The organism is Lepagella muris, assembly GCF_004793975.1.
Lineage (GTDB): Bacteria > Bacteroidota > Bacteroidia > Bacteroidales > Muribaculaceae > Lepagella > Lepagella muris.
The window spans coordinates 1-7,906 of the sequence record NZ_SRYB01000059.1 but is presented as its reverse complement, the minus strand read 5'-3'; the positions used below and the strand labels follow the sequence as shown (position 1 = coordinate 7,906).

Genomic DNA, 7,906 nt, shown 5'->3' with positions numbered 1-7,906 from the left:
TTGCGACCGAAAGATAGGGCATAATTCGATTTTTTATTGTATCTTTGTCAAGTACTGCGTATTCTGGCATAGGTGCAACTTATTGAAGTTTGGCGACTATAATATAGTGCTTCATTTTCAGGATGCGCTGTATTTTATTTATTTTACCGAATTTTTAACATCTCAAAATAAGTTTAGACAACTTCAATAAGTGTTTGTGCATCTGCAAATCGAATAAAATCGGGAAACGCGAATATTGTTGTAAACGTAAGTTGCGATAGTGGTATGGAACTTCCATCATCTATGAATGCCGAGATATTATATTCTTCCCTTTTTGAAGATATCTTTGATTATGACAGGTTTAATCTGTCTAAAAACGGTAATTCATTTTATGGTTCAATACCCATTGACACTGAAGAAACAAATGTCGGATTCATCTTGCAGGACAATGTACAACCTTATCTCATGGGAATGATAACCCTTAAACAAGATACTACAGTCACAATTGACTGCCGTATGACTAACAAATCTGAATTTATATGCCGAATAACCCCTGAATTTGGATTCAATGCCTATTCACTCCAAAATTCTGATAACAATTATTCTTTAAAGGCAAATAAAATTCTCATGAGTATCTCTAACTATCACATCGGTCTTTCTGAAAATGAGCCGATTTTCGCCGGCAATGAGAATACGGACTCCATACCTATAAAAATAAACAGACTTAAAGAGGTAATAAAGTCATACTCATACAATAACGTGCTCTTACCGACTAAAATAAAAGATTGGATCAACAATATACAGGAATATGATTTTGTCGCGGCATGGTCATTCAGACCGGAAAGACTAAATCCTATGTTTAATGCCAATATCCCTCCCGCATACAGGGATTATATGTCTTCAATAGATTTATCTCCAATAGATAAAAATGAGGTATTACTTGAAAAAGGTTATTTTATAGGTCCCTCCCAATTTTTCAAGACCTTACTGACCAGACATCCTGCCAATCTTCCGTCCATAAATGAAAAAGATATAGAGAATTGGAAAAATGACATAGCCCGGTTGATAAGAAAAAACATTGACAAGCCCTCTGATTTATTCTTGAATATGATGGCATTGACAAGCTATAAAATGCAGATTGATTCACTACGTCCACTCTCAGAGAAACAGTTATGCAACATCAAGAATGGCCTTACGTCAGAATTGGCATCAATAATACTGAATCTCAATAATGAGTTGAATGCAAAACTGTCGAAAACAACCAAGTCATTCAATCTTCTGAATGAAGAGTTCTCCATTATCGACTTCATTAAAGCCAATCCGACAGACGGTCCGGTTTTTGTTGATTTATGGAATACATGGTGCGGACCATGTTTACAGGAAACAAAAGAACGGGCAACTATCAATTTGAAAGAGGAATATCCCGAACTAACATTCATCAACATCTGCGACCAATCATCAAATGTTGATGATTGGAAGAAAAGATCCCTTGATGTGCAAGGAATATCCATAATCATCAATGCGGAAAGCATGGGAAAACTTATGGAAGAGTTCGGTATTGACGCATTTCCAACCCACCTCATATTTGACAAAGAGGGGAAACTGCTGAAAACATCTGTCGGATATATGTCAAATCAAGAATTTCACGATTTCATATCAAACTGCCTTAAATAGTAATCTCATATTATCACTTTTGTCATTTATTACAGAAACAAAGTAGGACTACCGATACAGATAGCCCTACTTTATAATCTTAAAACTCTTGAAGGGAATACCTCAAACCATCTTCAGCAGGTGGCTCTTGAAGGCTGCGAAGTCGGCAGGTAGCTCCACGGACTTCTTCTCGCCTCTCATGAAGGCGGCAAGGCGTTCGGGAATGGCAACCTCTTTACCGGTGATCTCCTCCACTGTTGCCTTAAACTTGGCGGGATGTGCCGTCTCAAGGAATATACCCGTCTCTCCGGGCTTCAGATACTCTTTAAGGGCACGGTAAGCCACTGCCCCATGCGGATCAAGCTGATAACCGGTCTGCTCCAATGTATCACACACGGTATCCCCTATCTCCTCATCAGTATAGGTGCAACCGCTGATCTCATTAGTGATGGCTGCATGGTCATGACCATAGAGGTCGAGCACACGGGCGAAATTACTCGGATCACCCACATCCATGGCATTCGCTATCGTCTGCACCGACGGACGCGGTGAATACTTACCGGTCTTCAGATACTGATAGAATATGTCGTTGGCATTGTTAGCCGCGATAAAACGCTTTATCGGCAATCCCATACGCTTGGCTATCAATCCCGCCGTGATATTGCCGAAATTACCGCTCGGTACGCATACCACAACCTTATCCATGTCGGCACCCGTAGCTGCAAGCTGTGCCCACGCATAGAAATAATAGAACATCTGTGGGAGGAAACGCGCTACATTGATGGAATTGGCTGACGTCAGCATCATAGCATCATTGAGTTCCTTGTCAAGAAACGCCTGCTTCACGAGCGACTGGCAATCGTCAAACGTGCCATCTATTTCAAGTGCCTCTATATTCCTGCCGAGTGTAGTGAACTGCGCCTCCTGTATCGGGCTGACCTTCCCTTTCGGATAGAGCACGAAGACTCTGACGCCATCTACTCCGAGGAAACCGTTGGCTACGGCACTACCGGTATCGCCCGACGTGGCAACCAACACGTTGACCATCCTGTCCTTATTGTCGCGGTTGAAATAACCCAACAGACGCGCCATGAAACGTGCGCCGACATCCTTAAACGCCAATGTCGGACCGTGAAAAAGTTCAAGCGACAGTATGTTGTCTGACACCTTCACCAACGGAATCGGAAAATTCATCGCATCCTCCGTAAGAGCCTTCAGTTTATCAGGCTCCACATCCTCCCCGAAGAGTGCGGCGGCAATCTCCGACGCCATCTCCGGTAATGACATCTTAGGCAGACGGTCAAAAAACTCTTTTGGAAGCGTAGGGATACGCTCCGGCATATATAATCCACGGTCAGGGGCAAGACCTTTCACCACCGCCTCTTCAAGCGAGACTTCAGGTGCGGTGCCCTTTGTGCTGCGATATATCATAGTTTATGATTTAATGTTTATGGTTTATGGTTGAAAGTTTAGGGTTGAGGGTGTATGGTTTATGGTTCAAGGGCGCAAGACCTCACGGATGAACTCATCATCGCGGAGAAGTCCGTAGCCGCCCTTTGCCGCGCTACGTTCGGTGTAGACCTTCACGTCGTCCGGCTCCACATCCTTGCGCCATATCACGAACGGCACAGGATCAGAAGTATGCGTGCGGATATTGCATGGCGTGGGGTGATCCGGCAGCAGTGCGACCGTTACATCCTCGTCAAACTCTTCCAACGCCTTCAGCAGCGGACAGACCACACGATGGTCAAGGTTCTCAACAGTCCTCTTCTTCAAGAGAGCATCCCCCTCATGACCAGCCTCATCACTCGCCTCTATATGCAAGAACACGAAATCCGCACCGGAGCGCAACGCATCCATAGCCGCCTGAAGCTTACCCTCATAGTTGGTGTCATAAAGTCCGGTGGCACCCTCCACTATGATCGGTTTCAATCCGGCATACACACCGATTCCCATGATGAGGTCAACGGCTGATATCACGTATCCGTCGCGAACGCCAAACAGTTCACCCATAGTCTTCATTGCCGGACGGTAACCAGGACTCCACGGCCAGATACTGTTGGCAGGATCCTTTCCTGCGGCAATGCGGCGCAGGTTGACAGGATGATTCGCAAGAACCTCCTGCGAACGCAATATCAAGCGGTTGATGTAATCAGCCGTCTCAGCTGCCTCCGCCACGTCGGGACGCACCATCTCATCGGCTGCCGGATGCCCCGGCACGTCGTGGGGAGGTGTGCATGAAATGCGTTTGTCGGCATTCTTTATCTTCAGGAGATGACGATAGCTCACCCCCGGAAAGAACTCACATCTACCATCGCCCAACGACTCATTCAGGGCTGTGATAAGCTCCGACGCCTCCTCACTCGATATATGACCGGCGGAATGGTTCTTGATAGTGCCATCCGGGGCGATACAGATAAGATTACATCGCATCGCCATCTCATCATCGGCAATATCAATACCCATACTCGCAGCCTCCAGAGTGCCGCGTCCCTCAAACACATCCGGCAAGTTATAACCCAACAGGGAGAGATGTGCGATCTCACTGCCGGGGGCGTATCCCGACGGCACCGTGGCGAGCATGCCACAGCGTCCGCGACGCGCCAATTCATCAAGAGCGGGCGAATCAGCCGCCTCAAGTGGCGTCATGCCCCCCAGCTCCTCGCATGGCTCATCAGCCATGCCGTCACCAAGAATAATTATATGTTTCATCATCTAAATCTTATTATGCGCACTTATGCGCTTCGCTCTTCAAGCGAAAATCACCGTATATTGGCAATGCTGATGATATCGGCAAACACTCCCGCTGCCGTCACCTCAGCACCTGCGCCATAGCCCTTTATCACCATAGGATATTCCATATAGCGGTCAGTGGTAAGAAGTATAACGTTATTGCTTCCGGCAAGGTTATAGAAAGGATGGTCGGAATCCACGCTCCTCAGTCCTACGCTGAGATGACCGTTGTCGAACGATGCCACAAAACGGAAATGACGGTGCGCCGCCTCTGCATCACCCCTCATCTTCTCAAACTCCTCATCAAGCGATGCCACCTTGGAGATAAACTCATCAGCCTCTCCGGCAAGCATCTCCTCCGGTATGAAAAGATTCTTCTCCACATCCTCCTGACTCACCTCATATCCCGCCTCACGGGCAAGAATGACAAGTTTGCGGATCACATCCTTTCCGGAAAGGTCGATACGCGGATCCGGCTCAGTATATCCAGCCTCCTTAGCCATGACCACCGCACGGCTCAAAGGCACATCAGCAGCCAGCACATTGAAGATATAGTTAAGGGTGCCCGATACGACCGCCTCGATCTTCAGGATCTTGTCGCCGGAATTGATAAGAGAGTTGATGGTGTTGATGATCGGGAGTCCCGCACCGACATTCGTCTCAAACAGATACTTCACATCCTTGCGGCGTGCCGTCTCCTTCAGTTCCTTGTAGACGTCATAATCGCCCGAAGCCGCAATCTTGTTTGCCGCAACCACATTCACGTTGTGCGACAACAGATCCTTATACAGAGCAGCCACATCTGCCGATGCCGTGCAATCCACAAATACGGAATTGAATATATTCATGTTGAGCACTTCCCGACGGATTATGTCGGGAGTGACGTCAATACCCTCCTCATCAAGAAGCCTACGCCAGTCAGCCACGTCAAGCCCGTCGCGGTTGAACACTCCCCTCTTGCTTGAGGCTATACCTACCACGTTGATGCGCAGGTTCTTTTCGCGCAGGAGTTTCTCCTGCTGCTTGCTGATCTGCTGCATGAGGCTGCGTCCCACGTTGCCCACTCCTATCAGGAAGAGGTTCAACACCTGACATTCCGAAAGGAAGAAGGAATCATGAATCACGTTGAGTGCCTTGCGAAGACTCTTTCTCTCGATCACGAATGAGATGTTGGTCTCGGAGGCACCCTGCGCACAGGCTATCACGTTTATACCGTTCCTGCCCACGGTGTTGAAGAGTTTTCCGGCAAGTCCGGTGGTATGCTTCATGTTCTCACCTACCACCGCCACCGTGGCGAGGTCTCTCTCCGCAACCACATCGTTAAACATGCCCGTAGCCAATTCTGTGGCAAACTCCTCGCGGAGCGTGCGCACGGCGAGATCAGCATCAGCATTACGCACGGCAATGGTAGTGTTGTTCTCACTGGCTGCCTGGGACACGAGGAACACGCTCACACCTTTGGCTGTCAGGGCATTGAATATCCTTGAGTTCACACCGATCACACCTACCATACAGAGGCTCGTGATAGTTACCAGACAAGTGTCATTGATTGAGGATATACCCTTTATCGCCTTGTCTGACGGCTTCCGATGTGGTGGCTCATTACTGATGCGGGTGCCGGGGGCGGAGGGATTGAAGGTGTTCTTCACAAGGATAGGGATATTCTTGTGGTAAACGGGGTATATTGTCGGAGGATATATCACCTTTGCGCCGAAGTTGCAAAGCTCCATCGCCTCCGTGTATGTAAGTTCGTCAATCACGTATGCTGTGTCAATCACCCTTGGATCAGCGGTCATGAAGCCGTCAACGTCTGTCCAAATCTCCAGAATATCAGCATCAAGGGCAGCCGCCATTATTGCGGCGGTGTAGTCGCTGCCACCTCGTCCGAGATTTGTGACCTCACCTTTGGCATCCGTCGCAAGGAATCCACCCATCACGGCTGTATCCCATTCGTAGGCACATACTTTCTCCTCTATGAGCCTGTTTGTCAGTTCAGAGTCAAGCACGTTGGCTCCATGCGGACCCTCCTTCGTGCGGATGAATGTGCGGGAGTCGAAATGTGTGGCACCCTTTATGGCATTTGACACTATTACGCTTGAAAGACGTTCGCCATAGCTGACTATGATGTCAAGTGCGCGAGGAGAAAGGTCATGAAGGAGCATGACCCCCTTGAAAATATTGCCTAATTCATCAAGCATCATCTTCACCATAGCCAAAGTGGCGTCACGACGAGATTCCGGCACAACGCCGTCGATGACGGCGATATGTCGCTCCACAATGCGTGCGTATGAATCAAGATAGGCGATATCGTCAGCCACAGCAAGTCTGGCAGTAGCGATCAACAGGTCGGTTATACCGCCGAGAGCAGACACAACCACAACTTTTCTTCCGGGAATCTCCTCCACAATCCTCTTTACGTTGGTAAGACTATTAACTGTGCCGACCGAGGTGCCGCCAAACTTTAATACTTTCATACAGTCTCTTATTATCGAATATATATTTTTTGTTACTGGGAAAAAGAATTGCCAAATTTAGTAAAATTTATCAATATCACAAAAAAATAGACAATATCTGCCCCAAATTAATATATCCGTGCTCTCCGCGTTCTTCGCGGTTTAATTTACGTGCGGACTCCGTGGCGCAATTCAACCACTGAACGAAATAAAAGCTTGGAGGACAAATCGGCTTGACGTGCCGCATAGGGAAACCTACATTTTGAGAGCCGTTCCGCCGCTTTACCGCAATCTCTGCGGCTACGCTGCACACATCTATATCACATTCTTATCACTTCCTTCGGGATTCCCTCACCGTGACAACGTGTCCTGACTCGTCCTCGCAAGCTTTCGAACAGACAATCGGCACGGCAGGTATTCTGGCTCGTTCCCCATCTGCACCGCCTTCCCATGATCCCATATCGTGGATTCACAGTGACGTTTCTTTTGGCAGACAGTTATATAGAACTTACAGCAGCGGGACTGCCCGGGACTCACACCCGGTTCCCATTTAAGCCCTTTCGCGTACTATTACGCATGGCACCGTACCGCTGCAAAGTTAGCACAATTTTTTTATCCCACAAAATTTAAAACCAAAATAGCACGCGGGTCGATTTAACCGCCAAGCACGCAAAGAGCGCGGAGTTATTGGATTACGATGAAATGCCGGAGTATGGATTCCCCGTTGGAGTAGGGGTAAGGCAACAGGCATACAGCTGCCACCAATCCGATGAACACAATTGCGATGATGGCTGTGCCCCACCTCACCAGTGAAGGCGGTATCTCTCCGAGCAGTTCCCTCACCTTATCTGAGCGAAGCTCTATGTTGTCATGGTGGTCTTTATCCATCTTCATAACTGTCTTGTCTGTTCTCTTATCGGTTTCCATATCTGTATTCGTATCAGTTGCCTAATTCAAGCTGGTTCTTCACGAGATTGTAGTACGTGCCTTTTAGGGCAATTAGGGAGTCGTGGTTCCCGGTCTCGACGACACATCCGCCGTCAAGCACGATTATCCGGTCGGCATTCCTGACCGTGGAGAGACGGTGC

The 7,906-nt window shown here is 48.0% G+C and carries 5 protein-coding genes and 1 riboswitch; of the genes, 1 reads left to right on the top strand and 4 read right to left on the bottom strand.

The genetic code is table 11. The features are described 5' to 3' along the window. Positions 1 to 606 precede the first annotated feature (606 nt). Positions 607 to 1,653, top strand: a complete 1,047-nt coding sequence (locus E5331_RS19865; RefSeq protein ID WP_168355322.1) for a TlpA family protein disulfide reductase — start codon at positions 607 to 609, stop codon at positions 1,651 to 1,653. A 102-nt stretch (positions 1,654 to 1,755) separates the two neighbouring features. Here E5331_RS19865 and thrC read toward each other — a convergent pair whose 3' ends face one another. The 4 genes from thrC to E5331_RS19845 form a co-directional block, all read right to left on the bottom strand. Next, positions 1,756 to 3,063, bottom strand: a complete 1,308-nt coding sequence (thrC, locus tag E5331_RS19860) for a threonine synthase (protein ID WP_123484476.1) — start codon at positions 3,061 to 3,063, stop codon at positions 1,756 to 1,758. A gap of 66 nt (positions 3,064 to 3,129) precedes the next feature. Continuing rightward, positions 3,130 to 4,344, bottom strand: coding sequence for a cofactor-independent phosphoglycerate mutase (locus E5331_RS19855; protein ID WP_123484483.1), 1,215 nt, complete (start codon positions 4,342 to 4,344; stop codon positions 3,130 to 3,132). A 50-nt stretch (positions 4,345 to 4,394) separates the two neighbouring features. Further along, entirely contained in the window at positions 4,395 to 6,839 is a 2,445-nt protein-coding gene (thrA, locus tag E5331_RS19850) for a bifunctional aspartate kinase/homoserine dehydrogenase I (RefSeq protein WP_123484477.1), read from the bottom strand. 371 nt (positions 6,840 to 7,210) lie between these two features. After that, a riboswitch (cobalamin riboswitch) is annotated at positions 7,211 to 7,420 on the bottom strand. An 82-nt stretch (positions 7,421 to 7,502) separates the two neighbouring features. Then, complete coding sequence (locus E5331_RS19845; protein ID WP_123484478.1) at positions 7,503 to 7,745, bottom strand: hypothetical protein; 243 nt, start codon at positions 7,743 to 7,745, stop codon at positions 7,503 to 7,505. Positions 7,746 to 7,906: the final 161 nt, after the last annotated feature.